The sequence below is a fragment of the Rossellomorea aquimaris genome, from assembly GCF_008180865.1.
Lineage (GTDB): Bacteria > Bacillota > Bacilli > Bacillales > Bacillaceae_B > Rossellomorea > Rossellomorea yichunensis.
Genome location: NZ_VTEX01000003.1, coordinates 154,431 through 179,385, shown reverse-complemented (window position 1 = coordinate 179,385; position 24,955 = coordinate 154,431). Strand labels below are relative to the sequence as shown.

The 24,955-nt window shown below is 41.2% G+C and carries 26 protein-coding genes and 1 riboswitch; of the genes, 21 read left to right on the top strand and 5 right to left on the bottom strand.

The window, feature by feature from the left end:
* Positions 1-185: 185 nt before the first annotated feature.
* Both FZC88_RS13660 and FZC88_RS13655 read right to left on the bottom strand, forming a co-directional pair.
* Complete coding sequence (locus tag FZC88_RS13660) at positions 186-323, bottom strand: YuzL family protein (protein WP_148970075.1); 138 nt, start codon at positions 321-323, stop codon at positions 186-188.
* A gap of 67 nt (positions 324-390) precedes the next feature.
* On the bottom strand, positions 391-1,992 hold the full coding sequence (locus tag FZC88_RS13655; RefSeq protein WP_148995283.1) for a bifunctional metallophosphatase/5'-nucleotidase: 1,602 nt from the start codon (positions 1,990-1,992) through the stop codon (positions 391-393).
* Between the two features lie 245 nt (positions 1,993-2,237).
* On the opposite strand from FZC88_RS13655, the gene FZC88_RS13650 reads away from it, so the two are divergent.
* The 21 genes from FZC88_RS13650 to sufB all read left to right on the top strand — a co-directional run bounded on the left by FZC88_RS13650 (position 2,238) and on the right by sufB (position 21,712).
* Positions 2,238-4,622: a 3-hydroxyacyl-CoA dehydrogenase/enoyl-CoA hydratase family protein gene (locus tag FZC88_RS13650; RefSeq protein WP_148995282.1), complete on the top strand. Its 2,385-nt coding sequence runs from the start codon at positions 2,238-2,240 to the stop codon at positions 4,620-4,622.
* 37 nt (positions 4,623-4,659) lie between these two features.
* The gene (locus FZC88_RS13645) at positions 4,660-5,838 is read left to right on the top strand and encodes an acetyl-CoA C-acetyltransferase (protein ID WP_148970072.1); all 1,179 of its coding nucleotides are present in this window, start codon (positions 4,660-4,662) and stop codon (positions 5,836-5,838) included.
* 70 nt (positions 5,839-5,908) lie between these two features.
* On the top strand, positions 5,909-7,693 hold the full coding sequence (locus FZC88_RS13640) for an acyl-CoA dehydrogenase family protein (protein ID WP_148970071.1): 1,785 nt from the start codon (positions 5,909-5,911) through the stop codon (positions 7,691-7,693).
* Between the two features lie 157 nt (positions 7,694-7,850).
* Complete coding sequence (locus FZC88_RS13635) at positions 7,851-8,630, top strand: SDR family NAD(P)-dependent oxidoreductase (RefSeq protein WP_148995281.1); 780 nt, start codon at positions 7,851-7,853, stop codon at positions 8,628-8,630.
* 32 nt (positions 8,631-8,662) lie between these two features.
* Entirely contained in the window at positions 8,663-8,965 is a 303-nt protein-coding gene (locus tag FZC88_RS13630; protein ID WP_148995280.1) for an ArsR/SmtB family transcription factor, read from the top strand.
* 117 nt (positions 8,966-9,082) lie between these two features.
* Complete coding sequence (locus FZC88_RS13625) at positions 9,083-9,439, top strand: arsenate reductase family protein (RefSeq protein WP_148970348.1); 357 nt, start codon at positions 9,083-9,085, stop codon at positions 9,437-9,439.
* Positions 9,440-9,567: 128 nt separating this feature from the next.
* A complete protein-coding gene (gene gcvH / locus FZC88_RS13620; protein ID WP_148970068.1) occupies positions 9,568-9,951 on the top strand; it encodes a glycine cleavage system protein GcvH in 384 nt (127 codons plus the stop codon).
* Between the two features lie 98 nt (positions 9,952-10,049).
* On the top strand, positions 10,050-10,286 hold the full coding sequence (locus tag FZC88_RS13615) for a YusG family protein (protein WP_148970067.1): 237 nt from the start codon (positions 10,050-10,052) through the stop codon (positions 10,284-10,286).
* Between the two features lie 182 nt (positions 10,287-10,468).
* Positions 10,469-10,828, top strand: a complete 360-nt coding sequence (locus FZC88_RS13610; protein WP_148970066.1) for a toprim domain-containing protein — start codon at positions 10,469-10,471, stop codon at positions 10,826-10,828.
* Between the two features lie 2 nt (positions 10,829-10,830).
* On the top strand, positions 10,831-11,148 hold the full coding sequence (locus FZC88_RS13605; protein ID WP_397541032.1) for a thioredoxin family protein: 318 nt from the start codon (positions 10,831-10,833) through the stop codon (positions 11,146-11,148).
* 278 nt (positions 11,149-11,426) lie between these two features.
* Entirely contained in the window at positions 11,427-11,777 is a 351-nt protein-coding gene (locus FZC88_RS13600) for an SCP2 sterol-binding domain-containing protein (RefSeq protein ID WP_148970065.1), read from the top strand.
* 111 nt (positions 11,778-11,888) lie between these two features.
* Positions 11,889-11,995, top strand: a riboswitch (SAM riboswitch).
* A gap of 149 nt (positions 11,996-12,144) precedes the next feature.
* Complete coding sequence (locus FZC88_RS13595; protein WP_148995279.1) at positions 12,145-13,167, top strand: methionine ABC transporter ATP-binding protein; 1,023 nt, start codon at positions 12,145-12,147, stop codon at positions 13,165-13,167.
* On the top strand, positions 13,164-13,832 hold the full coding sequence (locus FZC88_RS13590; protein WP_148995278.1) for a methionine ABC transporter permease: 669 nt from the start codon (positions 13,164-13,166) through the stop codon (positions 13,830-13,832). The genes FZC88_RS13595 and FZC88_RS13590 overlap by 4 nt, the downstream gene beginning before the upstream one ends.
* A 15-nt stretch (positions 13,833-13,847) precedes the next feature.
* Positions 13,848-14,669, top strand: coding sequence for a MetQ/NlpA family ABC transporter substrate-binding protein (locus FZC88_RS13585; RefSeq protein WP_148995277.1), 822 nt, complete (start codon positions 13,848-13,850; stop codon positions 14,667-14,669).
* Positions 14,670-14,808: 139 nt separating this feature from the next.
* A complete protein-coding gene (locus FZC88_RS13580; protein ID WP_187443384.1) occupies positions 14,809-15,174 on the top strand; it encodes a carboxymuconolactone decarboxylase family protein in 366 nt (121 codons plus the stop codon).
* A gap of 830 nt (positions 15,175-16,004) precedes the next feature.
* Positions 16,005-16,151, top strand: a complete 147-nt coding sequence (locus FZC88_RS24080; RefSeq protein WP_187443439.1) for a YuzK family famiily protein — start codon at positions 16,005-16,007, stop codon at positions 16,149-16,151.
* 351 nt (positions 16,152-16,502) lie between these two features.
* On the top strand, positions 16,503-17,288 hold the full coding sequence (gene sufC, locus FZC88_RS13575; protein WP_044338171.1) for a Fe-S cluster assembly ATPase SufC: 786 nt from the start codon (positions 16,503-16,505) through the stop codon (positions 17,286-17,288).
* Between the two features lie 17 nt (positions 17,289-17,305).
* A complete protein-coding gene (gene sufD, locus FZC88_RS13570) occupies positions 17,306-18,616 on the top strand; it encodes a Fe-S cluster assembly protein SufD (RefSeq protein WP_148995276.1) in 1,311 nt (436 codons plus the stop codon).
* Positions 18,616-19,845, top strand: a complete 1,230-nt coding sequence (locus tag FZC88_RS13565; protein WP_148995275.1) for a cysteine desulfurase — start codon at positions 18,616-18,618, stop codon at positions 19,843-19,845. Before sufD ends, FZC88_RS13565 begins: the two co-directional genes overlap by 1 nt.
* Positions 19,835-20,275 (top strand): Fe-S cluster assembly sulfur transfer protein SufU, encoded by a 441-nt coding sequence (gene sufU / locus FZC88_RS13560; protein WP_148970816.1) that lies wholly within the window; start codon positions 19,835-19,837, stop codon positions 20,273-20,275. Before FZC88_RS13565 ends, sufU begins: the two co-directional genes overlap by 11 nt.
* Positions 20,276-20,314: 39 nt before the next feature.
* Positions 20,315-21,712, top strand: coding sequence for a Fe-S cluster assembly protein SufB (sufB, locus tag FZC88_RS13555; RefSeq protein WP_148970815.1), 1,398 nt, complete (start codon positions 20,315-20,317; stop codon positions 21,710-21,712).
* Between the two features lie 410 nt (positions 21,713-22,122).
* Here the strand turns inward: sufB and FZC88_RS13550 are convergent, their stop codons facing one another.
* From FZC88_RS13550 to hxlA, 3 genes are all read right to left on the bottom strand, one after another.
* Positions 22,123-22,842, bottom strand: coding sequence for a 3-ketoacyl-ACP reductase (locus FZC88_RS13550; protein WP_148970814.1), 720 nt, complete (start codon positions 22,840-22,842; stop codon positions 22,123-22,125).
* Between the two features lie 115 nt (positions 22,843-22,957).
* On the bottom strand, positions 22,958-23,515 hold the full coding sequence (gene hxlB / locus FZC88_RS13545) for a 6-phospho-3-hexuloisomerase (RefSeq protein WP_148995274.1): 558 nt from the start codon (positions 23,513-23,515) through the stop codon (positions 22,958-22,960).
* A gap of 8 nt (positions 23,516-23,523) precedes the next feature.
* Positions 23,524-24,156, bottom strand: coding sequence for a 3-hexulose-6-phosphate synthase (gene hxlA, locus FZC88_RS13540; RefSeq protein WP_148970812.1), 633 nt, complete (start codon positions 24,154-24,156; stop codon positions 23,524-23,526).
* Between the last annotated feature and the right edge of the window lie 799 nt (positions 24,157-24,955).

The window sequence follows — 24,955 nt, the reverse complement described above, 5'->3', positions numbered from 1 at the left end:
TAAATCCTGATAACGGTTGATATATCGAAATAAAAGTCAAGTCGATAAATCCAAAGAACGGTCGATAAAGTTCCCAAAGCCTTTTAACTTACCATTGAAACGTCAACCACACACTAGCACATTACCACACCAAACCAAAAAAACACCCGATCAACAAGATCAGGTGCTGCATTTACTGAAAAATACTATGGTTGCTTCTTAAATTGATTGTTTTGACTGTTTCTTTTCCCTCCGCCGGCCATCTCAACGGTAGGACCAGCGTCTCCCTTCACGCTTGCTGCACTCACTCCAGCCTTGGAAGGATTTTTCTTATGCTTAGCCATGTCGAACACCTCCATTACTAAGATTCCCATATCCGTTTAGAATTATGAAAAAGAAGAGGGACGGACCTTAAAATGAGGTCCGTCCCTCTCCGTCGACCACAACTTTCCAATTGTGGTTACAGGCAGCTTTTATGGTTTGGTACTTGAGGAAGTAGTCAGCAATCAACTCGGTCATGTCGATTTGTATTTCTTTGATGATCTTCTTGTTTTTGAACATGGTGTATTCGCCGCCGCCTCCTGCACGATAATTGTTCATGACGACTTGATATTTCTGTTCTTCTGCTAAGGGTTCACCATTGCAGAAGAGGGAGGTGACGCGTTCACCTATTGGATGGCTGATATTCAAAACGTAGTCAATGCCTTCCCACATATCATAATTATAATGCTGAGGTTTAGGAGTGGTGAAATCCGGGTTCACACTAAGCACCCCTGCTTGGTTTACAGCAAAATAAGATGCTGAGCGCTCAAGGGCAAGACGTATGTCCCTACCTGTAAGTTCAAGAACGGTTAAAGTATTGGGATAGATATAGTTAGACACGATGTCCCTCAATGTGACTATACTTGGCAGTCCCTGCTGTGATTCACTGAATAGTGCCGTTGCTGAAATGGAGACGTCCGCTGCCTCCAATTGGACGCGCTGGATGAACTCAATGAATGGATGTTCCTTAATACGAGCCTCGAATATATCTTCTATCTGCATATTTCCTTCAATCTTACCAATGGACTGGTCCAGCCAGGATTGTGTTTTGCTTTCAATGTCACCGGCGATGGAAAGGACCATTTTATCGGCCTCAATTCCATCCATTGAAATGACCTGAGGCTCTTTGTTTATAATAGTCCATCCTTGCTTGTTCCGTTTTAACTCAATCGTTACTTTTCCGATGCTCTCACCATGCATTCCCGGCTGAACGATTGAAACACCATTGATGGTGCCGGCAAGTTTTCTGTGTTGATGACCAGTCAGCAGCACATCGACTCCTTTTACTTCCTGGCAAATTTTATAGCCCTGGTTTTCACCAGTTTGTCGTTCAGTTGGTGACCCGGTTTGAATATCCTTTTCAAACCCCCCATGATACGAAACAATCATCACGTCAGGTTTTTCTACTGTGTGGATGTAGGACACCCAATTCCGGGTGGAGGTAAAGGCATCTTCAAATGACAAATCGACAATGTGAGAGGGATTTTCCCAGTTTGGAATATAATGTGTCGTTACACCAAGTACAGCGGCTTTCACCCCATTGGGGAACACTTTGATAAAGTAAGGGAGTCCGAACAATGGCTTCATAGTCCCCTTATCGAGGATGTTAGCGGCCAAAAAGGGATACTCTGCTTCTTGATGAGCTTTACGTAAGGGTTCCATTCCATAATTGAATTCATGATTGCCAATCACGGCTGCATCATAATTCAATTCATGTAAAATAGAAACAAAAGGGTTTGGCAAATGACGAGCTTGTTTCATATAATAATAAGTAAGGGGGGTGCCTTGATAGAGATCCCCGTTATCAATGACCAACACATTGCCGGTTTGGCTCCGTACTTCTCTTATAAAGGTAGCGATTCTACCTAATCCAACGGTCGCCTTTTTCTTCGTTCCATATAAGTAAGGGAATATGTGGCCATGTATATCACTGGTTTCTAGAATGGTGATAGATGTCGTTTGCTTTTTCATTCGATCCCCCATATCCTTGAAATTTTCAGTACCTTATTTTGTTATCAAGTGTACATTATCCGGAAAGAACATGACACTGTAAAAACATCAAAGTTTTTGTAAAATTTATCATTTTTAGTCTTTTAAATATTGCGATATTTTAGAAAATCAGATATATTAGATGTAACAGGAACTCATTCGAGTCTTTTTTTTGAGTAAAAAATGAATGAGTATTCATTCAAAGTGTGTAAAAGGGGGAAATACCATTGGTTCGTAGAATTCAGAAAGCCGCAGTGTTAGGATCAGGAGTCATGGGTTCAGGAATTGCCGCTCATCTTGCAAATATCGGCATCCCGACAATTTTATTAGATATCGTACCAAGAGAATTAACCGACGAACATAAAGCAAAGGGACTGACAGAAGAGAGCAAGGCGTTTCGTAATCAATTTAGTGAAAACGCTTTAAAAAAGCTCTTTAAACAAAAACCGGCGCCATTGACATCAAAGCAAAACGCTTCACTCATAACAGCAGGCAACTTCGAGGATGATCTTCAGAATATCGGGGATTGTGACTGGGTCATTGAGGTAGTCGTTGAGAATTTAGATATCAAGAAGAAAGTGTTCGAGCAAGTGGAGCGATACCGGAAACCGGGTAGCATCATCAGTTCAAATACATCCGGGATTTCAATCGAGGCAATGTCAAAAGGTCGAAGCGATGATTTCCAGAAGAATTTTTTAGGCACGCATTTTTTCAATCCGCCTCGTTACTTAAAGCTTCTTGAAGTGATTCCAACGAAGAAGACGGATCCGCAAGTGGTCAGTTTCATGAAGACATTTGGTGAAGACATCCTTGGTAAGGGTGTCGTGATGGCGAAAGATACGCCGAACTTCATAGCAAACCGCATCGGAACGTATGGATTGCTCATCACTGTTCAAGAAATGCTGAAAGGCGGCTACTCTGTAGGAGAAGTTGATTCCATCACGGGACCGACGATCGGAAGACCGAAAAGTGCCACTTTCCGTACACTTGATGTGGTCGGGCTCGATACATTCGCACATGTAGCGAAAAATGTGTACGACCAAGTGGAAGGTGAAGAGCAGAAAGTGTTTGAAGTACCGGCCTTCATGCAGAGGATGCTTGAAAACGGATGGCTCGGAAGCAAGAGCGGACAGGGCTTCTTCCTGAAACAAGGAAAAGAGATCCTGGAGCTTAATCCTGAAACGATGGATTATCAGCCACGTCAGAAGCTGAAAACGGCCTCTCTTGAAATGGCGAAAAATGAAAAAGGATTAAAGAATAAAATAAAATCACTTGTGTATGCGAAAGATCAAGCAGGTACGCTCCTATGGAATATCGTGTCCCCGGTGTTAAACTATTCAGCCCAGCTGCATGGTGAAATCGCTGATGATATCGTAGGCATCGACCAGGCCATGAAATGGGGCTTTGGATGGGAAATGGGCCCATTTGAAACATGGGATGCAATCGGTGTTGAAAAATCTGTGACTCGCATGAAGGAAGAAGGCCACATCGTACCTGAGTGGGTGGAAACGATGCTCGCTGAAGGTCACTACACTTTTTATAAAGATGAAGATGGCGAGCGTCACTTCTATCACAATGGAGACTATCAACTTGTAGAAAGAAACCCGAAGGCAATCGACTTAAAGGCACTAAAGACGCAAGGGAAGCTGATCAAAAAGAATTCTGGAGCAAGCTTGATTGATATCGGTGATGGAATCGCGCTTCTTGAATTCCATTCTCCAAATAACGCCATTGGAATGGATATTACGCAAATGATCAATTTTGCAGTTGATGAAGTAGAGAAGAATTATAAAGGACTCGTCATCGGAAATCAGGGCAAGAACTTCTGTGTAGGAGCAAATCTTGCCATGATTCTTATGGAAGCACAGGATGACAACGTATTTGAAATAGATATGGTCGTCAGACACTTCCAGCAGGCGATGATGAAGATCAAATATTCAACGAAACCAGTTGTAGCAGCACCATTCGGCATGACATTAGGCGGAGGGAGCGAAGTCTGCTTACCTGCAGCCCATATTCAGGCGTCCATGGAAACCTATATGGGATTAGTGGAAGTCGGAGTCGGATTGATACCGGGTGGAGGCGGAAACAAAGAGCTCTATATGAAGCACTTAGCGAACCTTCCAAATGGAGTGGAATTCGATCTTCAAAAAGTAGCCAATAAAGTATTCGAATCGATTGCTATGGCGAAGGTTTCCACATCCGGTGATGAAGCAAGAGACAACAACTTCTTAAATAAAGCAGATGGAGTAAGTGTAAACAATGATCATCTGTTATACGATGCCAAACAGGCTGCACTAAGCCTGTATGAAGGTGGATACTCAGCACCGATCCGTAAGAAAGTACCCGTTGTGGGTGAAACAGGATATGCAACGCTTCTTCTTGGAGCTCAATCCATGCTTCAATCAGGATTTATTTCGGAACACGATCTGATGATCGCAAAAAAACTTGCCTACGTCATTGCTGGCGGGAAGGTTCCATACGGCACTGAAGTAGACGAACAATACTTGTTGGATCTTGAAAGAGAAGCATTCCTGAGTCTTGTTGCACAGCCGAAATCACAACAAAGAATGCAGCACATGCTTGTTAAAGGAAAACCATTACGCAATTAATCAGCGTTTATACCATATTAGAAAGCGGGGGAATATCATGCGTGAAGCAGTCATTGTTGCTGGTGCAAGAACACCAGTCGGAAAATCAAGAAAAGGATCATTAGCACAGGTACGGCCAGATGATCTCGGAGCACTTGTAGTTAAAGAAACCCTCAAACGTGCAGGGAATTATGAAGGCAACATTGATGATCTGATCATCGGATGTGCGATGCCTGAAGCAGAACAAGGGTTAAACATGGCAAGAAATATCGGTGGTCTTGCGGGCCTGCCTGATTCAGTACCGGCAATCACGATTAACCGTTATTGTTCATCTGGACTGCAATCCATTGCTTATGCTGCAGAAAAAATCATGCTTGGGCACTCTGATACAGCAATTGCAGGTGGAGCTGAATCCATGAGTCTTGTTCCCATGATGGGTCACGTAGTCCGTCCGAATGCGAAGCTCGCTGAAAACGCGCCTCAATATTATATGAGTATGGGGCATACAGCCGAGCAGGTGGCAAGAAAGTTCGGTGTATCCCGTGAAGATCAGGATGCATTTGCGGTAAGAAGTCACCAAAAAGCGGCCAAAGCTATTGCTGAAGGAAAGTTCGATGATGAAATCGTACCGGTTGATGTGCTTCATCGCTCAGTAAGCAATGAAAATAAATTGGTGGAGAAATCATTCCAGTTTTCAAAAGATGAGGGTGTACGTGCTGAAACAAGCTCGGAAGTACTGGCTAAGTTACGCCCGGCTTTCAATGTGAAGGGCTCTGTAACGGCAGGGAACTCATCCCAGACGAGTGACGGAGCAGCAGCTGTCATGGTAATGGATAGAGAAAAGGCTGGTTCATTAGGACTGCAACCAATGGCGAAGTTCAGAAGCTTTGCGGTAGCCGGAGTGCCACCGGAAATCATGGGAATCGGTCCAGTCGAAGCGATTCCACGTGCATTGAAGATGGCAGGGTTGGAGCTGTCGGATATCGGACTATTTGAGCTGAACGAAGCATTCGCTTCTCAATCCATCCAAGTCATTCGTCAGCTGGGCCTGGACGAAGAAAAAGTGAACGTAAACGGTGGAGCCATCGCTCTCGGTCATCCACTTGGTTGTACAGGTGCCAAGCTGACCCTTTCCCTTGTACATGAAATGAAACGCAGAAACCAGCAATTTGGTATCGTCACCATGTGCATCGGCGGCGGGATGGGGGCAGCCGGCGTCTTTGAACTAATAGGTTAATAGGAGGGACGGTCCTCGAATACCGAGGCCCCCTGCTCCTTCAAAATAAAAATTTTTAGGGGGATTCGAAATGGCGAATCAAACAGAAAAGCTAATCAAGGGTGGAAGTTTTTTAATTGAAGATGTAAGTTGTGAGCAAGTTTTTACACCGGAGGAATACTCTGATGAACAAAAAATGATTGCCAAAACAACCGAGGATTATGTGTTAAATGAAGTGGTACCTGTTATCGATAATCTGGAAAACCATGAATTTGACCACTCTGTCCGCCTGTTAAAAGAAGCGGGGGACCTTGGACTTCTGGGTGCAGATGTTCCCGAAGAGTACGGCGGATTGGGATTGGATAAAGTAAGTTCGGCACTGATTGCTGAAAAAATGTCACGTGCAGGCGGATTCTCCATCTCTCACGGTGCACACGTTGGAATCGGGTCACTTCCAATCGTTCTGTTCGGAAACGAAGAGCAAAAGCAAAAATACCTTCCTCCATTGGCGACTGGTGAAAAACTGGCAGCCTACGCATTAACGGAGCCGGGTTCAGGTTCAGATGCGCTGGGAGCTAAAACGACAGCTAAATTGAATGCAGAAGGTACTCACTACATTTTAAATGGTGAGAAGCAGTGGATCACAAACTCTGCGTTTGCTGATGTATTCGTTGTGTATGCGAAAATCGATGGGGAGCATTTCTCGGCGTTCATCGTAGAAAAAGAGTTCCCAGGCGTTTCAACCGGTCCGGAAGAGAAGAAAATGGGTATCAAAAGCTCATCCACTCGGACATTAATCCTGGAAGATGCTGAAATTCCAGTGGAAAATCTTCTTGGTGATGCAGGGAAAGGCCATATCATTGCATTTAATATCTTAAACATCGGCCGTTACAAATTAGGGGTAGGTGCTGTCGGAGCAAGTAAACGTGCACTAGAGGTAACGGTACAATACACGAATCAACGTCAGCAATTCAAAACACCAATTTCTGCTTTCAACCTGACAAAGGAAAAACTGGCAACGATGGCGTCTAAATTATACGCAGCAGAAAGCTCCGTTTACCGTACAGTAGGATTGTTCGAGGATCGTATGAGCAAGCTTACGGATGAAGAAGTGAAGAACGGAACTGAAGTGGCAAAATCGATTGCAGAATACGCGATTGAGTGTTCACTGAATAAATTCTTCGCAACAGAAGTACTGGATTATGTAGTCGATGAAGGTGTTCAACTTCACGGTGGATACGGTTTCATGCAAGAATACGAAATCGAAAGAATGTACCGCGACTCCCGTATCAACCGTATCTTTGAAGGGACGAATGAAATCAACCGTCTTCTGGTTCCTGGCACGTACCTTCGTAAAGCAATGAAAGGTGAACTTCCATTACTTCAAAAAGCACAGGCACTTCAAGAAGAACTGATGATGCTTATGCCTGAAGAAGTAGGAGATGAGCCGCTTGCTCAGGAAAAATACCTTGTGAAAAATGCGAAGAAAATCGGCTTGATGCTATCCGGCTTAGCTGCTCAAAAATTCGGTAAAGCTCTTGAAAAAGAGCAGGAAATCCTTGTGAACATTGCTGATATCGTTTCAAACGCATACGCGATGGAGTCCGTTGTTCTCAGAACAGAAAAAGCGATTCAAAAAGGTGGAGTAGAGAAAGCTCAGCAAAAACTTCTTTACACACAAATCTTCTGTCAAGAAGCATTCAACGAAATCGAACAGCATGCAAAAGAAACACTGGTAGCAACTGAAACGGGTGACACACTGCGCATGATGCTGTCAGCACTGCGTAAATTTACCCGCCATACACCAATCAACGTGATTGCAGTCAAACGTGCAGCATCAGAAAAGCTGATCGACGCGGAAAAATATACAGTTTAATTGAGAAGTTAAAGGGACGGACCTCTGAATGGAGGTCCGTCTCTTTATGTTTGAAGTAATCCTCCAAACTTGACTTAGCCATCATAACCAATTATTATATGTTTAAACACTTAAACTTTTAAGTGTTTAAACATATAATATAAGGTGGTAATCATAGATGAATAAAACAGTATTAATTACAGGGGCTTCAAGTGGTATAGGCTTGCACTTTAGTCATAAATTTGCAGGTTCAGGTCATGATGTGATTCTTGTAGCAAGAAGTGAAGAGAAGCTTCGTATTCTATCAAAAGAAATAGAAAGTAAGTACGGTGTGAAAGCATATGTCATACCATCAGACCTTTCCAAGCCAGGAGCATCTGAAACGTTATATGAGGAAGTCAAAGCAAAAGGGATCCAGGTTGATTTCCTAATCAATAATGCAGGCTTCGGTTTGTTTGGTGAATTCGAACAAACAGTGCTCTCAAAAGAGCTGGACATGATTCAAGTGAATATCACTGCCCTTACCGAGCTAAGCAAGTATTTTGGAAGAGAAATGGTGAAGAAGAAACGTGGACATATCCTAAATGTCGCATCAACAGCCGCATTTCAGCCGGGTCCGTTAATGGCCGTTTACTATGCTACAAAAGCGTATGTCCTTTCACTCTCAGAAGCTTTGGCTAATGAATGGGGACCACACGGAGTGAAAGTGACTGCTTTGTGTCCCGGAGCTACCCAAACGGGATTCAGCGATGTAGCTGACCTGCAGTCTTCTAAACTATTTCAGTCGGGTGTGATGAGCGTGGAAGAAGTGGTAGAAGAGGGGTATAACCAAATGATGATGAAAAATAAAACGGTTATCATCCCGGGGTTTAAGAACAGAATACTGACTCAGTCCATTCGTTTTATGCCGAGGAAATTGGTCACAAATATTGTTCGTAAAGTACAAGAACGGGTATAATTGAATGTGAATGAGTTTGAAGGGAGAAGACTATGGGTCAAAAAGCAATCGATACCTTTCGTGCTTGCATTCCATTATTTCAAGCACTGAGTGATCCTTATCGTCAGGACATAATATTACTTCTTGCCGAACAAGAACCTCTTACGGTCAATCAAATAACTGAAAATCTAACATTATCTCGCCCGGCTGTTTCTCACCATTTAAAGATCCTGAGAGGTCAGCAATTAGTGTCATTAGAGCAAAAGGGGACACAGCGCTTCTATTCTCTTGAATTGGATAATGCAACCGTCCTTCTAAAGGAACTGGTTGAGACGGTTGAAAAACAATGTGAGTAATGTTTCACAAAAGAAGGATAATAATCAATATTGTCGAATGTAGAGATAGATTCGTGCAATACAGAATGCTGGATGGAGCCTTGCTTCATCCAGATCATAATGAAAGGTGGTGGAATGATGTCATTGACTTTTTATTCTTATCCCAAGTGTGGTACATGCCGCAAAGCAAAGAAGTGGCTGGAAGATCAAGGTATAGCAATGAATGAAATACATATTGTGGAAAACCCGCCGTCAAAAGACGAGCTCAAAAGCCTATATGAAAAGAGTAATTTATCTCTAAAAAAGTTCTTCAATACAAGTGGTAAAAAGTATCGTGAACTAGGCTTGAAGGATAAAGTGAACTCTGCTTCTGATGAGGAATTATTAGAAATCCTTTCCACAGACGGGATGCTGATCAAGCGTCCGATTACGACGGATGGAAACAAGGTGACAGTAGGTTTCAAGGAAGAAACCTTTGAAGAAACGTGGAAGTAAAAAGAGGACTGTGATTACCAAATCATGGACAATGAAAAAGTTTCATTATTCACGCTTAGTTTTCTTGCTTTTTCAATGAAAAGTGTGTCAATATTAGGTTGTATAACTAGCATTTGGAGGGATAGAGAATGAGTACACCGAAAGAACTTCGTTATTCAGAAGAACATGAGTGGGTCAAGGTTGAAGGGGAAAATGTACGCGTAGGAATCACATCATTTGCACAATCTGAACTGGGCGATATCGTATTCGTTGAGTTACCAGAGGTTGGAGATGAGATCAAAGCGGACGAACCATTCGGTAGTGTTGAATCGGTTAAAACCGTTTCCGAGCTATATGCACCTGTATCTGGTAAGGTGGTAGAAGTGAATGAAGAGCTATCCGATAGCCCTGAATTCGTGAACGAATCACCTTATGAAAAAGCATGGATGATCGTTGTTGAACCAACAGAAGCTGGAGAAGTAGACAAGCTTATGACAGCTGAACAGTATGACGAAATGATTAATGAAGGATAATTTCTACCATGCACCTTGAGAATTTCTCAAGGTGTTTTGTTTTTTATTTTGGGTACCATATGAGTAGACGTTTTTTCACATAGAGAGGATGAATACAAATGGTACTTGAGCCTAGGAAATTAGATGTAACCAATAGAGTGACAGGAAAACTTAAAGATGGTGAAGTAGAACTATATTTGGATAATCAGCCAATCGGCAGAATGGCTTTGCCTCTTGACGGAATAACCATGGAGCCGAACTTTGAAGCAAAAGAAAATAAAATATATCAAAGCTACACATCCACAGAAGGCGATCAGGCAAGATACACAGATTGTGATGAGGGTGGCTGGTGTTAGAGATGCTCGTGGTGCCAGATTCATTTACGAATCTGGCACTATTTGTAAAAAATAGTTGGTTTATGCAAACCACTTGCACTTTTTTTTATAAACATGAGAAAATATAAGTAGAAAGTGGACATCATCTCTTGTTATTTGAATATACTATCGTAATCTTATTTATGAAAGATAAGGTGATGATCATGATGGAACTTGACGAAAAAGTAATCATTGTCGAAGGTACAACTGATAAACGAAAAGTAAGGGATATCATTAAAGAACCGATTGAAATTATTTGTACAAACGGGACCATTAGCATTACGAAAATGGACGAACTCATTGATGCTTTATTGGAAAGGGATGTCTATATATTAGTAGATGCTGATGATGCAGGTGAAAAACTACGTAAGCAATTTAAACGTGAGTTTCCTGAAGCTGAACATTTGTATATTGATCGAATGTACAAGGAAGTGGCCGCAGCTCCGGAGTATCATCTCGCATCAGTTCTTATTGGAGCCAATATAGACGTTCATAAAGAATTTCTAGGAAAAAGGATGATCTAGTTTTGATTGAGGTAAGTAGTACCGAAACTTTAAAACAATCGATTGAAGTCCATGCGTTCGAAGCTGTTTATTTATATACACCGATGTGTGGTACCTGTCAGGTTGCAAGCAAGATGATTGACGTAGTGGAGAAGCTTCCACAATCCTATCATTTTTCGAAGGCCAACCTGAATTACTTGCCCCAATTTGCAGAAGAGCAATCCATCGAAAGTGTACCCTGTCTACTTTTATTTAAAGATGGCGTCGAACAGGAAAGGATTTATGCCTTTCAATCCGTGCCATTTTTATATGAAACCCTAAACAAGACCGCGGATAGCTAGAGGGATAAGAGACCTTTTGGGAGAAGGTCTTTTTTATTTGTCTAAATTCACCTATTTCTTCATGAAATCCAATTATAGAACGATTTTCTTTCTACATACGAAGACATATTTCTCGGGAAATGTTACGAATGACATCATTTTTTGACTGGTCATCATTCAAATTCTTACTGTTCGACAAATTAGATGATTCTCTTCAAAACATGTCGAGAAAGTATAAGAGGGGAAAATACCTAAAAGTGGAATTGTTATTATATAGAAGTTTCACTGGGAGGGTATTCATGCGAATAAATTTAGAGGAATTAGTAGATCAATGTCATTCAAGGTATCACTTACGACTCTTATTTCCAGATAGCCCGTTTATTCTTCAGTTTGATTGTGGAAAAAATTTGTACGGTATTTCAATTTCAAGCAAGGGATGCACAGTGTTGGATGAATTGGATAGGGATGCTCATTTCGTCATTGAAGGAATGGAGGAAACAGTGGTTTCTCTTCTTATGGGGGAAGAACGGTTGTCTCAACTGATTGAGGACGGATCCCTGGAAGTAAGGGGAGGATATCGTCCGCTATTATTTGTGGAGTCAGTTCTTTGGCTAACAAGATCCAGAGAAAAAGACCCGATTGAAGTTTAAACATCAAGTAGAAAAAAATAATTGACACACTCTATATCCGGTGATAGAATCTCTCTTGTAGCAAATTTTCAGAGTCTTTAACTAATCCAAATAATTAAATAATATACTTTACTCTTATTTAGAGAGGTGGAGGGACGTGCCCTATGAAGCCCGGCAACCGTCAATGAAAATTGAAATGGTGCCAATTCACTCAAAGCATTTGCTTTGAAAGATGAGAGAAAGGATAGTCCTATATGATTATGCCTTTCTGCTTATCGCAGGAAGGCATTTTTTATTGCTTCAGAAAAGGAGCAGGAAACATCAGGCAAGTACAACTATTATTCTGATTAAACAGGTCGTTTTACTCCGAAAGAAGGTGGGATACAACATGATTACCATTTCAGATGTGAAGAAAATATATCAATCCAAATCGGGTCCGATCTCAGCCGTTGATGGGGTCAATATTGATATTGCCCAAGGAGAAATTTTTGGAGTGATTGGTTATAGTGGGGCAGGTAAGAGTACGCTGATCCGGATGCTTAATGGTCTTGAAGTTCCTACAGATGGAATAGTGGACGTGAATGGTCAAATCGTTTCCCAGGTAAAGGGGAAAAAGCTGAGGGAAGCAAGACAGTCAATAGGCATGATTTTTCAACACTTTAATCTCCTCTGGTCTCGTACTGTATTAGAAAATATCCAGTTCCCATTAGAAATTGCTGGAGTATCTAAGAAAGAGAGAGTGCAAAGAGCCAATGAATTATTGAAGCTTGTAGGCTTGGAAGGCAGAGGAGATGCCTACCCGTCTCAACTGAGCGGCGGACAGAAACAACGAGTGGGGATTGCGAGATCCCTTGCAAACAATCCCGATGTCCTTCTATGTGATGAAGCTACTTCCGCTTTAGATCCACAAACAACCGATTCCATCCTTGATTTATTGGTGGATATTAATAAACGCTTAGGGCTGACGATTGTCCTGATCACTCATGAAATGCACGTAATCCAGAAGATCTGTCACCGTGTGGCAGTCATGGAACAGGGAAAAGTCGTGGAACTCGGGGATGTATTGGAAGTGTTCCGAAATCCACAAGAGCAAGTGACAAAGCGTTTCGTAAGAGAAGTATCGGAAGTAAAGGAAACGGGTGAAACCATTGAACACCTACTGACACAATACCCCAATGGAAAAGTGCTCAAATTTACATTTGTAGGTGAATCAACTGAGCAGCCGCTCATCACCACGCTGATAAGAAAGTTTGATTTAGACGTAAACATCCTGCAAGGACAAATCTCCCAAACCCAAAAAGGTGCCTATGGAACGTTATTTGTTCACCTAGATGGAGATGAACAAACCATTATAGATGCATTGGCGTATGTTCATACGCAACTGGTTCAAGTGGAGGTGTTGAGAGGATGATTGAAAATTCATTTCCAAATGTAGATTGGGAGAAGATGTGGGAAGCAACCCTCGAAACTCTGTATATGACCGGGATGTCTGTATTGATTACCTTTGTACTCGGAATGATCCTTGGGATTTTACTCTTCCTCACTTCTAAGGAAAATCTATGGGATAACAAACTGACCTATACGATAACAAGTGCAGTCGTAAACGTGTTCAGATCGATTCCATTCATTATATTGATCGTGTTGTTAATTCCGTTCACCAAGTTTTTATTGGACACAATCCGCGGAGCGAATGCAGCTTTGCCCGCACTGATCATCGGTGCTGCTCCATTTTACGCCCGCATGGTAGAAATAGCTTTAAGAGAAGTGAACAAAGGAGTCATCGAGGCAGCGAAAGCGATGGGGGCGAAGACGAGCACAATTATATGGAAAGTACTCATACCGGAATCCATGCCGGCTTTGATTTCAGGGATTACGGTGACAGCCATAGCCCTTGTTGGATACACGGCAATGGCCGGGGTCATCGGAGCAGGCGGACTTGGTAACTTAGCTTATTTAGACGGCTTCCAACGAAGCAGGGAAGACGTGACGATCGCCGCAACCATTATGATATTACTCATTGTGTTTGCGATACAGATACTGGGTGATTTCTTTACAAATAAATTAGATAAACGATAAAAGGAGAGAAATAAAATGAAAAAATGGGTAGCAGGAGTTATAGCAGCAACAAGTATTTTTGGTTTGGCAGCATGTGGGAGCGGTTCAGGCTCTGGAAATGACGAAAAGGAATTGGTAGTAGGAGCTTCTAATATTCCACATGCTGAAATCCTTGAAAAAGTGAAGCCTGCCTTAGAAGAAAAAGGGATCGACTTGCAAATTGAAACGTATCAAGACTATATCCTCCCCAATAAAGATCTGGATAATGGAGATATTGACGCAAACTATTTCCAGACCACACCTTATATGGATTTGCAAATGAAGGAAAATGAATATGATTTCGTCAATGCAGGCGGGATTCATATTGAGCCGATCGGTGTTTATTCTAAAAAATTCAAATCTCTCGAGGAGCTTCCTGAAGGCGCTACGATATTAATGAGTAACTCTGTATCGGATCATGGACGTATCCTTACATTGTTAGAGAAAAAAGGTCTCATCACGTTAAAGGACGGGGTGGAAAATACGCAAGCCCAACTTGAAGACATTAAAGAAAACCCTAGAAATCTCCAATTTGATTATGAGTACGAAGCAGCTCTTCTCCCACAAATGTATGAAAATGAAGAAGGGGACGCGGTTGTCATAAATTCTAACTATGCCATTGATGCAGGGTTGAAACCTCTTGAAGATTCAATTGCCATTGAAGATAGTAACTCTCCTTATGTGAATGTGATTGCAGTTAACAAAGGTGATGAAAACAAAGAGGAAGTAAAAGCTCTAGTGGAAGCACTGCGTTCGAAAGAAATCCAGGACTTCATTAATGAAGAATGGGATGGAGCCGTTGTGCCGGTAAGTGAATAAAGTGTGCAAACCCGATTCTGTCAATGTACAGAATCGGTTTTTTTCATTGCAAGGTCTTCCCTAAATTTTTAACATAATCATTTCCTTATTGGTTCATACTATTTTCGATGAATCTATTTCAGAAATGGAGCTGATTGAAATGCAGATGGAACCAAGAAATACAACAGAAGCTGCCCTTCATGATTATAAAATGGGACTTGGAATCTTCACTGAAAAAATGCCTGAGCTGGCCGAACAGTATAATACGTTCACTGAGCACTGCTTTAGAGAAGGGGTTCTTTCTAAAAAAGAAAAGCAGTTGATCGCGTTAGGAATCAGTCTTTATTCCCAGGATGAATATTGTATCATCTACCACACAAAAGGATGCCTTGATCAAGGGTGCTCAGAAGAAGAAATCCTTGAAGCAATTGGAGTAACTGCTGCATTTGGCGGCGGAGCGGTCATGAGTCAGGCTGTCACTTTAATCCAGCAATCGATTCAGGATTTGAATCAGTTAAAGCAATAAGTGAAATGAGAAGGGTGATTCCTTCTCATTTTTTATACAAGGCTGTATTAGTAAATATTGTTATTTCTATAATAGCGAGTGGTGGTTGATTTCCGCTCCAAGTGCTCGCTTTCCGCGGGGCGTGAGTTGAGCCTCCTCGGGCTTTGCCCTGTGGGGTCTCAACTTTCCTGCTATTCCCCCAGGAGTCGAGCACCCTCCGCTCCAATCAACTTCTTTGAGTATATTTTCTTAAATAAAAACAAAAAACTGGGTAAACCTTTCTTAAGCTGAGTAGAGTTTGATTTGCTATTTAGTAAGAAGAATTCTGTTTACTTGTTAGTTTGTTCTTATGAGACCATTTAGCTCTGTCAGAAAAAATCTATTAAAGATGGTGAGGGGAACCGCGTAGACTCCTTCGGAAGAACGGGCGTGCCGAGACCCCGTTCAGCTAAGCTGAGGAGGCTCGGCCGTACGTCCGCGGAAAGCGGAGCGGATCCCCTCACCATCAAGCACACACACCTGTTGACAGTGGTCTTTTTTTTAGCCTTCTATGTAACAAGAGTAAAAAGGCAAATAATAGCACATTTCATTATGAATTCTTATTCAAAATGATAAATATTTATTAATAAAGCTATTAATTGGCAGTATAATGGCGGAATTTTGTGAAAACTTAAAGGTAACCCCTTTAGGTTAGGATGAAAAGGATGAATTTAAGAAAAAATGACCCTATACTGGTTTTGTCTTGTGAACGAGGGGGTAGTATAGTTGTAAAGTAATTAAAAACCCGAAAGGAATGATTCATTATCGACTCTCTTGAAAGTATCTCGTACACAAGTGAAATGGAAAAGGCAATGCATGGAGCCCATGGGATTGGTTATGAGGTGTACAAACGAAAGCATGATGTCAGAATGCAAGTAGAGAAAAGAAGAGAGCAGGAATATAAGGAAAGCAGAAGAATGATTGCGGCACTTGATCGTAAGGTGCACTCTAATATATAATAAGGAAGAAAAAAGGAAACCAGTGTAGACGATGCACTGGTTTTTTTATTGTTATGCAATTAGCGGCAAGCCTTAATAACCGAAGAACAAAGCGGACGGTCTCATAGGCTTTAATTTATTTCAGTGGCGGTATGTTCATCAAGACAGGAAACCGGACAAGAAATCCCTACATTTTTCCTTTATTTTAAGCTAACAATAGAAAAGGATTATCTTGTCAAGTTTACACTATCTGTATAGTTGAAAAAGTTGATTATAGCTTTTATTTGTTATAAGATTAGAATGAGAATAAATTGAGAATGATTAAAGAATTTAATTCTTAAATTCATTATAAAGTCACGGAGGTAAATACACATGGCAGGTTCTACTTTAACAATTAAAGATCTTCATGTTGAGATTGAAGGAAAGGAAATCCTGAAAGGGGTTAACCTTGAAATTAAAGGTGGAGAAATCCACGCAGTAATGGGACCAAATGGTACAGGTAAATCTACTTTATCTTCTGCTATTATGGGTCATCCAAAGTATGAAGTGACAAAAGGAAGCATTCACTTCGACGGTGAAGATGTTCTTGAAATGGAAGTGGATGAGCGCGCTCGCGTAGGTCTATTCCTTGCAATGCAGTATCCAAGTGAAATCAACGGTGTAACGAATGCAGACTTCTTACGTTCAGCAATCAACAGCCGTCGCGAAGAAGGCGAAGAGATTTCTCTTATGAAATTCATCCGCAAAATGGATTCTGAAATGGAATACCTGGAAATGGATCCGGATATGGCACAGCGTTACTTAAACGAAGGGTTCTCCGGTGGAGAGAAGAAGCGTAATGAAATCCTTCAATTAATGATGTTACAACCAAAGATTGCCATCCTTGACGAGATTGACTCTGGTCTTGATATCGATGCCCTTAAAGTTGTATCAAAAGGAATCAATAAAATGCGCGGTGAGGATTTCGGTTGCTTGATCATCACTCACTATCAGCGTCTTCTTAACTACATCACTCCTGATCATGTCCACGTTATGATGCAAGGACGCATTGTGAAATCAGGCGGGGAAGAATTAGCGCAACGCCTTGAAGCAGAAGGATATGACTGGATTAAAGAAGAGTTAGGAATCAAAGACGAAACTGTTGGCCAAGAAGCGTAAGTGTTAGGGGGATGAAAATGACTGTAGAAACGAAACTACCAGTAGATCAGGACTATGTCAGCTCCTACTCAAAACAACTCGGAGAGCCCGAATGGTTAACAACCCTTCGCACAGATGCCTTTGATAAAGTAAAGGATCTAAGCCTTCCAGTTGCTGATAAAACGAAAATCACGAATTGGAATTTTACTCAATTCCAGAAGCATACAGTGGATAGTGATACGTTCTCATCATTGAGTGAGCTGCCGGATGAAGCAAAAGAATTAGTTGATATAGAAAGCAATGACCAAAGTCTTTATATTCAACGAAATAATACACCTGCTTTTCTTTCTCTTTCAAATGAATTAAAAGACAATGGTGTTATTTTTACGGATATTTTTACAGCTGTTAAAGACCACGGTGAGCTTGTACAGAAGTACTTCATGACTGAAGGTGTGAAAACGGATGAGCACAAGCTTACAGCCCTTCATGCAGCATTGATGAATGGGGGAGTGTTCCTTTACATTCCAAAAAATGTAGAATTGACTCAACCGATTCAAGCGGTATACGTTCATGACAATGCTGAAGTAGCGATGTTCAACCACGTATTAGTAGTGGCTGAAGACAACAGCTCTGTAACGTATGTTGAAAACTACATTTCTACAACAAATGTTGAAGACGGCGTATACAACATCGTTACGGAAGTTTTGGCAAACAATAATGCTAAAGTGGAATACGGTGCTGTGGATAATTTAGCAAGCGGATTAACAACGTATGTTAACCGTCGTGGAATCGCACAAAGAGATGCTCGCATCGAGTGGGCTCTTGGATTAATGAACGATGGAGACACCGTTTCAGAAAACGTGACGAATCTTATGGGTGATGGCTCATATGGTGATACAAAAACCGTTGTCGTTGGACGCGGAAAACAGAAACAAAACTTCACGACGAAGGTTGTTCACTTCGGTAAAAACTCTGAAGGATACATCCTTAAGCATGGAGTTATGAAAGACGAAGCATCTTCCATCTTCAATGGTATCGGTAAAATTGAACACGGTGCGTCTAAGTCGAATGCAGAGCAGGAATCCCGTGTATTGATGCTGAGTGAAAAAGCACGTGGAGATGCGAATCCGATTCTTCTAATCGATGAAGATGACGTAACGGCAGGACATGCTGCGTCTGTAGGTCGAGTGGATCCGCTGCAACTTTACTACCTAATGAGTCGTGGAATTCCGCAACATGAAGCGGAACGTCTGGTTATTCATGGCTTCTTGGCTCCTGTTGTAAAACAATTGCCGATTGAAGGAGTTAAGAAACAACTTGTTGAGGTTATCGAAAGGAAAGTAAACTAATGGATGTAAAAGAGATTCGTAAACAATTTCCGATTCTCGACCAGGAAGTAAATGGCCATCCACTTGTTTATCTTGACAGTGCCGCAACATCGCAAAAACCGGTTTCCGTTATCGAAGCGATGAATGACTATTATCGTGGATATAACTCGAATGTTCACCGGGGTGTTCATACTCTTGGGACGAGAGCGACAGATGGATATGAAGGTGCCCGTGAAAAGGTCCGTAATTTCATTAACGCTTCCTCGACTCAAGAAGTAATCTTTACCCGTGGGACGACAACAGCAATCAATACAGTTGCAGCAAGCTACGGTCGCGCCAACCTTACCGAGGGTGACGAAATTGTGATTACTCACATGGAGCATCATAGCAATATCATTCCTTGGCAGCAGTTAGCCAAAGAAACCGGAGCTGCATTAAAATATGTTCCTCTTCAGGAAGACGGCACGATTGCGATTGAAGATGTACGAGCGACTGTCACATCACAAACGAAAATTGTTTCGATCATGATGGTTTCAAACGTGCTTGGCACAATGAATCCAATCAAAGAAATCACCAGGATTGCGCATGAAAATGGAGCAGTCATGGTCGTTGACGGAGCACAGGCCGCTCCACATATGAAAGTTGACGTACAAGATCTTGACTGTGATTTTTTTGCATTTTCAGGTCATAAAATGGTAGGTCCTACAGGTATCGGAGTACTTTACGGTAAGAAAAAACACCTGAACAAAATGGAACCGGTAGAATTCGGTGGAGAAATGATCGACTTTGTCGGGCTTCAGGAATCCACTTGGAAAGAGCTACCGTGGAAGTTTGAAGGTGGTACACCGATCATTGCAGGTGCCATTGGCCTTGGAGCGGCGATTGATTTCCTTGAAGAAGTAGGACTTCATAACATTGAAGAACATGAACATAAGCTGGCGGCTTATGCATTGGAGAAAATGAATGAAGTCGAAGGCATGAAAATTTTTGGACCAAGTGATCCCGGAAAGCGGGCCGGCCTTGTTACATTTAACATTGATGATGTTCATCCGCATGATGTGGCAACCGTACTTGATGCTGAAGGGATTGCAGTTCGCGCGGGTCATCACTGTGCGCAACCTCTTATGAAGTGGTTGAACGTATCCGCAACAGCACGTGCCAGCTTCTACCTCTATAATACGGAAGAAGATATTGATAAACTTGTTGCAGGCCTATTGAAGACAAAGGAGTTTTTCAGCGATGTCTTTTAATAATTTAGATCAGTTATATCGACAAGTCATCATGGATCATTATAAGAATCCACGAAATAAAGGTTCTTTAGAGGATGGAAGCTTTACCATCGATATGAATAACCCTACTTGTGGAGATCGCATACACCTGACTTTAAAGGTTGCAGATGGTATCGTTCAAGATGCGAAGTTCGATGGGGAAGGGTGTTCGATCTCCATGGCTTCTGCTTCAATGATGACCCAGGCGGTTAAAGGGAAAGAGATTGAGAAAGCTTTGAAGCTTTCCAAGATCTTCTCTGATATGATGCAAGGCAATGACTATGACGACGATGTGGATTTAGGAGATATTGAAGCATTACAAGGAGTCGCTAAATTTCCTGCCCGTATCAAATGTGCGACATTGGCATGGAAAGCGATGGAAAAAGGAGTGTCAGAGGAAGAGCAGGAATGATGCTCTCCTTCGGCACTACCAAAGAATGGAGGAATCAACATGGCTAAGAAAGCGCCTGAGATTGGAGATTATAAATATGGATTCAGCGACAAAGACGTCTCAATTTTCCGTTCCAAACGTGGTTTGACGCGCGAAATCGTAGAAGAAATCTCCCGCATGAAAGAAGAACCTCAATGGATGCTTGATTTCCGTTTGAAGTCACTTGAACATTTTTATAATATGTCAATGCCTCAATGGGGCGGAGACATGCAGGAACTGAACTTTGATGAGATCACTTACTATGTGAAGCCTTCTGAAAAGTCAGAACGCAGCTGGGATGAAGTACCTGAAGAAATCAAGCAGACGTTTGATAAATTAGGTATTCCGGAAGCAGAGCAAAAGTATCTTGCAGGGGTTTCTGCTCAATATGAGTCAGAAGTTGTATACCACAACATGCAATCAGATCTTGAAGACATGGGGATTGTATTCAAAGATACAGATTCTGCTTTAAAAGAAAATGAAGAACTTTTCCGTGAGCATTGGGCGAAGGTTATTCCTCCTACGGATAACAAGTTTGCTGCCCTTAACTCGGCGGTTTGGTCAGGTGGATCTTTCATCTATGTTCCTAAAGGTATCAAGGTGGATACACCACTTCAAGCATATTTCCGTATTAACTCAGAAAACATGGGTCAATTCGAGCGTACACTGATCATCGTGGATGAAGGTGCAAGCGTACATTATGTTGAAGGTTGTACAGCACCGGTTTACACAACGAATTCACTTCACTCTGCAGTCGTTGAAATCATCATCAAGAAAGATGCGTACTGCCGTTATACGACGATTCAAAACTGGGCGAACAACGTGTTCAACCTTGTTACGAAGCGTGCTGTATGTGAAGCGAACGCAACAATGGAATGGGTAGATGGAAACATCGGTTCTAAATTAACGATGAAATACCCGGCGGTCATCCTTAAAGGTGAAGGTGCCCGTGGTATGACACTATCCATCGCACTCGCAGGTAAAGGCCAGCATCAGGATGCCGGAGCGAAAATGATTCACCTGGCTCCAAATACATCTTCTACAATCGTTTCTAAATCCATCTCCAAGCATGGTGGTAAAGTAACGTACCGTGGAATTGTACACTTTGGCCGTAAAGCGGAAGGCGCACGTTCAAACATCGAGTGTGATACGCTGATCATGGATAACCAATCAACTTCCGATACGATCCCTTACAACGAAATTCTAAACGATAACATCTCGTTAGAACACGAAGCGAAGGTATCAAAAGTTTCCGAAGAACAATTATTCTATCTTATGAGCCGTGGTATTTCAGAGGAAGAAGCAACAGAAATGATCGTAATGGGCTTCATCGAGCCATTCACGAAAGAACTTCCAATGGAATACGCAGTCGAAATGAACCGCCTGATCAAGTTCGAAATGGAAGGTTCAATCGGATAATTCAAACCTTTTTAACACAGGGGTTTATGGACGTATAATAGTAAAGATAAGGAGTCGTGCCTAATACGTGCCGACTCCTTATCTTTTTGTGTACAGCAAACTTCTTTAATTCATCTAATTCAATCTTCTCTGTAATATCTAGATACTCATCTGCATCGATTACAACCTTTACATAGATTTGAGTGCGAAATTTCGAAATCGAAGCTTTTTTTAAAAAAACAATCCAGAGGGATGTTAAAATTAACGTTAATTTAACGCAATCTAATTTAAAGCGGGTAAAGATGTAACACTAAACAATTTCACAAACCCGCTTATATCGCGGTAGAGAAAGTAATGTCCTTGTATCACTGATATATATAAGAGTTTTTTGTACGAACTAAAGAAGCAGACCCCACTGGATCTGCTTCGTTTTATGAAGGATTTGTTGACCATAATCCAGCTGTTTTAACGAAAACTCTTGGATTAAATTTTAAACTAGCCACGACTAATTCTGCAAGGTCTTCTGGGTGCATCACGTTTTCTTCGTTGCCTTTAACAAGATTTGTATCAATGGCTAAATCTGTAACCACCGTACTAGGTGTTAAAGCAGTAACACGGACATTATGTTTTCTTACTTCTAGCATAAGTGATTCTGTTAGCCCTAAAACAGCGAATTTAGAAGCACTGTAAGCACTTGTAACTGGAGCACCTTTTTGGCCAGCAGATGAAGATATATTGATAATATCACCTGATTTTCTCTCAATCATACCTGGTAACACTGCTCTTGTTACATTATACACGCCCATTAAATTAACTTGGATGATTTTCTCCCATTCTTCAGGTGTTAGGTCAAGGAAGCCACCAAATTTTGCAACACCTGCATTGTTGATTAGGATATCGATTGGACCCAAGTTAGATGTGATGTGTTCAACCGCCTGTGAAACGGATTCAAGATCGGTCACATCTGCTGTTGCAGCAGAAACCTTTACATCATATTGTGCAAGTTCAGAAGCAACGTTTTCAAGATTAGACATATTTAAGCCAATTAGTCCTAAATGAACGCCTTCTTTTGCTAAGGCGATAGCAGTAGCGCGTCCAATGCCTCTTCCTGCGCCAGTAACTATTGCAGTTTTTCCATTTAAAGAAATCATTTTATCACTCCTAAAATTATTACAAATTGAAGTAGTTCTTTCTAACAGAAAGACCGCAACTTACCATGGTAACAGCTTGCGGTCTTTTCTATTTAGAACTAGAGGGATCATATATTTATTCTAAGTTGGCGTGTTTACCGTACATTTTATTGGTATCCAAGCCTTTTTTCTCCATGAACCGAAGAATCACAGCGTCGTAAAATAATAAAAGTGTTTGCTCAAATAATGAGCCCATTGGTTGAATAGTCTTAAAATCACTCTCCGACTGATCTTTAGGTGAGCCAGGCAACTTAATTGTGATATCCGCTAATTGCCCAATAGTGGACTCAGGGAAAATGGTTACAGCTGCAATCGTCCCACCGATGCTTTTTGCCTTCTCAGCCATGGAAACTAAACCTTTCGTTTCTCCTGAACCTGATCCAATGATTAAGATGTCATCTTTTTCAAAGGTAGGGGTTACTGTTTCTCCAATCACATAGGCATCTATCCCCATGTGAATCATTCGCATGGCGAATGATTTGGCCATAAATCCAGATCTACCTGCGCCTGCAACAAAGATTTTTTTTGATTCAAGAATCCCATTAACTAATTTTTCAGCTTCATCATTCGAAATTAAATCTACGGAGCGATTTAACTCTTTTATGATTTCAGCTAGATATTGGGTTGTATTCATGATCTGAATTACCCCTGATTAATCATTTGTTGCATCTTGGCAGCAGCAGCTTTTTTATCAGCTTGGCCAGTAATTCCGCCACCTACAATGACAAGGTCTGGTTGTACTTTGATGACTTCTGGAAGTGTGTCTAACTTAATACCACCTGCGATTGCAGTTTTAGCATTTTTTACAACACCTTTGATGGTTTGTAAATCTTCAAAAGAGTTCTTTCCAACTGCTTGAAGATCGTAGCCAGTATGAACACAAATATAATCCACGCCCAAAGAGTCCACTTCTTTTGCACGTTCAGCAAGGTCTTTAACAGCAATCATATCAACAAGGATTTTTTTACCTTGTTTTTTCGCTTCTTCAACAGCACCTTTGATTGACATATCTTCAGCAGTTCCAAGAATTGTCACGATATCTGCACCTGCTTCAGAAGCTTTCATTACTTCATAACCAGCTGCATCCATGATTTTTAGGTCTGCTAATACCTTTAAGGTAGGGAATGCTTTTTTAACTGCTTTTACAGCATGTAGACCTTCATTGATTACAACCGGTGTACCGATTTCAACGATATCAATGTGCTCCTCCACTTCTTTAACTAACTCTATTGCTTCTGGGATATTAACTAAATCTAATGCTAATTGTAATTCCATCTATATTCACTCCTATAATGTTTTTATTGTTGTACAGTGATAATTTCTCCAAAGTGTAATAATACTTTTACAGTAATATATTCCTTATAGTGCTTTATCTGTACTGCGGGCAATAAGGAATATAATGGCCTCTCACTGAACAATTGCAAGTATACAACGTATAATACGATAATAAAAGTACGCACTTTTATTTTACATAGTGTTAAAAAGTATACTATAAGACAAACCGCTTATTAGTCTTACTATTAACTTTAAAAGAAACAATGCGCTGCGCTATTTTGTATGGCTTATTTTCTGTATAAGTTGATCGATAATTGCCCAAATTGTCATTGTTGATGTTGTTTATATATTGTAAGTTGATCCTAATGCAATTATGGAGGCGTCTTATGTTTGTGAGACATCCCGTTTAGATAATCCGCTTATTACGCCAAAAGCTTCAACACATAAAGAATACTGTACTCAACAAACTAATATCACTTTTTATTTTTGGCCAGGGAGAGGATGCTCACCCTGGCTTTTTAATTTATCTAGCCCAAAATAGATGAGTTTATTTCCTATAGTATACATTTTGTAAGTATGTGATTTTGTTATCACTATTTAAATGAAAAGTGCGTACTTTCATTTTAGAAATGTAGGTATTATACTTACATCTTGTTGCAACATTGGATTCACGAATACTGTGGTTATTGATCAGTCATCTGATCTTCCGCATTCAATTTCCTACATTGAAAGGGTGAATAGTATGTTCGGGTGCAAAGCATCACATAGCTTATTCAAGATGCCTAACTCTCACAGCGAA